Genomic DNA, 3,270 nt, shown 5'->3' on the forward strand with positions numbered 1-3,270 from the left:
ATACGCCTTCTGCCGTCTCAAGGACTTCCGCCGTGTCGCTACCCGCTACGATAAACTCGCCGTCAACTTCCTCTCAGGCGTCGCCATCGCAACCGCGCTCGCATTCTGGCTCTGATTGAGTCTCAGCCCTAGACGCTCCGGTGCTGGCGGGCCGCTACGCGACGCAGGTGCCGCTTACCGCAGCGGGTGACGGCTCGGTATCGCTCGATCTCGTCGCCCTGCGAGCGAAAGACCTGACCGTGCCGCCCGAGCGACTCGCCGAGTTGCGCAGGCTGATCGCTCAGATGCGCGCGGTCTTCGGTACCGCGCCCTTCGCGCGATACGAGATACTGGCGCGATTGAGCGACGATGGCTCGTCAGGCGGAACCGAGCATCGCGCGTCGAGCGAAAACGGATTGGCCTCGACACACTTCAACGACTGGCCGGGCCAGATCATGTTCCGTGACCTCATCGCGCACGAGATCATCCACGCATGGAACGGTTTCTATCGCACGCCCGCCGATCTCTGGGCACCGACGCCCAACGTTCCCGTCGCGGGAAGCCTGTTGTGGATGTACGAGGGGCAGACCGAGTTCTGGGGACGCATTCTCGCCACGCGCGCCGGTCAGATCTCACAACGGGAAATGCGGGATCGGCTGGCGATCGAGGCAGCCGAGATCGCCGCGAGGCCGGGCCGAGCCTGGCGATCTCTATCCGACGACGTTAACTATCCCGCCTTCATGCTTCGTCAGCCCGTCCCGTGGCGCGATTGGCAGCGACGGCGGGATATTACTCGGAGGGCGTCATGCTATGGCTGGCAGTCGACGCGAGCCTGCGCGAGCGTAGCCAGGGGCGCCGCGGCATCGACGATTTCGCTCGTCGGTTTTACGCCGGAGCATCACCGGACGCGCCTACGCGGACCTATACTTTCGACGACATATGCCACACGCTGAACGACGTTGCGCCGGGAGACTGGGCTGGGTTTCTGCATAGCTGGATCGACGCCCATGCGGAGCTTGACACGACCATCGGTCTCAAGCGGCATGGTTGGGCCTTGGTCTTTACCGATACGCCGACGGCAGCTTTCCGCGCGAGCGAAGACGAAGCCGGCGTCGCAGACCTGACCTATTCCATCGGCCTGACCGTCAAGGATGATGGGACGGTAGGCAGCGTTGCGTGGAATGGCCCCGCCTTTCGTGCAGGACTAGGGCCCGGCGTGCGGATCACAGGTGTCAATTCTTCACCGTTTGCGCGCGACACTCTATTGTCAGCAATTCGCCACTCTGCCGATCGCCCCCTCACGCTTGTTGTGAAGCGAGACGGTGAAATTAGCAGAGCGTCAATTCGCTATGCGGGAAGCTTGCGGTATCCGCGCCTGAGCCACATCGACAGTCAACCTGACACGCTAACAGCGTTACTCACGCCACGGTAGATATCTATCGTCAGTCATGGAAGCACCAAAGTCGGTCACGCGCCAGCGCGGCGAACGCCCGCAAGGCGGGAGGGGGCTGATGGCGACCGGGGTTAGTATAGGCATAGATCTGGTTCAGGCTGACGCCGATCGGCCAGCACCGGCACAAGTCGCTTGTTACCAAGTTCCTGCGTCGCAAGGCTCTCCAAGACATAATCGAGGCCGGCTCCGCTCAACGCCGCCTCGGCCATCAGTTCGGCTCGATCCACCGTCAGGCGGCCCGTTACATGAACGGCCCGTTCCTCCCCGCCACGCTCGAACCGCCACCCGTATAGCGCACCGGACGGAAGCTGTCTCGTTTGGCATGGTATTTTGAGACAGAGTTGAAAAATCGGCTGCCACTGAAGGTAACCAATCAGCGTCTTGAGGTACCCGCGTTAGAACATTCGGCGTTTTTGTACCTCATCGGTGCGCAACCGTGTACCCGCTTGAATGCGGTGCTGAATGCAGCTTCCGACGTGTAGCCAAGCGAAAACGCGATGGCCGCTATCCTGTCGCTTCCGTTTCTCAGGCGCTGTTGAGCAAGAACCATACGCCAGCGTGTCACATACTCCATCGGGGGTGTCCCAGTTAAACTCCGAAAGCGTTCCGCAAACTTGGAACGTGACATGCCCGCGGTCGCTGCAAGCCTGGCGATTGTCCATGGATGAGATGGATCGGCGTGGATAGCCTGCGCCGCCCGCCAAATCTGTGGGTCGGATTGGGCAAAGAGCCAGCCTGTTGTGCGTCCCGCACTTTGGCTCAAGTAGTGGCGCAGCGTATCAACGAGCAGCAAATGAGACAGGTGACGTACGGCAGAAATGTGGCCCGGCGCCTCTGCCGATAATTCTTCCCGCAGTCGCTCCAGAAGCCAGCGCAGGCCGTTTTGGCCCGCAGCGTCACGAAGGGGAAGGATGCTGGGCATCGCACCGAGCAGCATTGCCGTCTGCGGACCCGTGAAGGCGAAATGCCCAGCCAGCAAGACCGTATCTCCACCGCCGTTTATGGTCGCGGTGCGATCGCTCCATGCCTCTTCGGGTATCTTGTCGATACCTGTCGACGCGAAAGAAAGATCGCGCGCGATGGTAAAGGATCGGCCACTCGGCAGGATCACACAGTCCTCCGCCGAAAGGCGCAGCGGCACTGCCTCGCCTTCGACACTTAACCATGCCCGACCCGAGGCAACGGCATATACTTTGAGCCCGTCATGGGCTGGAAACCGTATCGCCCAGGCTCCGCCCAGATCGAATGCACCGGCAACGTGAGTGACCGGGAACAGGGTCGACAGCACGTCAGACAGGGGATCTTGTGACATCAACGTGGGACGATCGCGAATGTTAAATGGACTGAGACGCATAGTTCGTCTCAGCGTACGGCGCTAGATTGTGTCTCGGTAAAACGCAAACATGAGGTCGCACAGATATGATCAAGATGCTGATCGGCTTTCGCCGTCGTCAGGGAATGAGCATGCAGGAGTTCAAAGACTACCGGCGCGATATCCACGCACCGCTACTTTTCAACCTTCCCGAAGCGGACAAAATTAGACGATTTGTCGTATCCTATCCCGTTGCCGCACCTGGCTGGCCAGAGCCGACCTTCGATGCAGTCGTGGAGGCATGGTTCGACTCGCTTGACGACCTGAATGCACTCTACACTTGCGAAGCCTTTCAAGAGGTGGTCGACCCCGATCATGCCAACTTCATCGATCTAGCGTCGGTCAGCCGGATCGTTTCAGAGGAGATAGTCGTCGTTGGTTAGCCGTCTCCTGTGAGCATCAGGCTGACGTGGCAACCTGATGCTCCAGCGCGGCATCAGCGTACTGGCGAGATGGCGAACGGCGC

General features: G+C 60.4%; 4 protein-coding genes and 1 pseudogene. 3 read left to right on the forward strand and 2 right to left on the reverse strand.

Translation table 11 applies throughout. The features are described 5' to 3' along the window. Positions 1-115, forward strand: a pseudogene (locus tag SB4_RS19775) (IS5/IS1182 family transposase); the annotation flags it as partial. Positions 116-140: 25 nt separating this feature from the next. After that, positions 141-932 (forward strand): M61 family metallopeptidase, encoded by a 792-nt coding sequence (locus tag SB4_RS20210; RefSeq protein ID WP_206598019.1) that lies wholly within the window; start codon positions 141-143, stop codon positions 930-932. Between the two features lie 571 nt (positions 933-1,503). On the opposite strand, the gene SB4_RS20615 is transcribed toward SB4_RS20210, so the two are convergent. Continuing rightward, positions 1,504-1,809 (reverse strand): LysR substrate-binding domain-containing protein, encoded by a 306-nt coding sequence (locus tag SB4_RS20615; protein WP_082670234.1) that lies wholly within the window; start codon positions 1,807-1,809, stop codon positions 1,504-1,506. Beyond that, the gene (locus tag SB4_RS19225; protein ID WP_338108133.1) at positions 1,806-2,786 is read right to left on the reverse strand and encodes an AraC family transcriptional regulator; all 981 of its coding nucleotides are present in this window, start codon (positions 2,784-2,786) and stop codon (positions 1,806-1,808) included. Before SB4_RS19225 ends, SB4_RS20615 begins: the two co-directional genes overlap by 4 nt. 65 nt (positions 2,787-2,851) lie before the next feature. On the opposite strand from SB4_RS19225, the gene SB4_RS15815 reads away from it, so the two are divergent. Next, the gene (locus tag SB4_RS15815) at positions 2,852-3,187 is read left to right on the forward strand and encodes an EthD domain-containing protein (protein WP_058717124.1); all 336 of its coding nucleotides are present in this window, start codon (positions 2,852-2,854) and stop codon (positions 3,185-3,187) included. Positions 3,188-3,270: the final 83 nt, after the last annotated feature.

This window comes from Sphingomonas sanguinis (assembly GCF_001476905.1).
In the GTDB taxonomy this organism is placed as follows: domain Bacteria; phylum Pseudomonadota; class Alphaproteobacteria; order Sphingomonadales; family Sphingomonadaceae; genus Sphingomonas; species Sphingomonas sanguinis_B.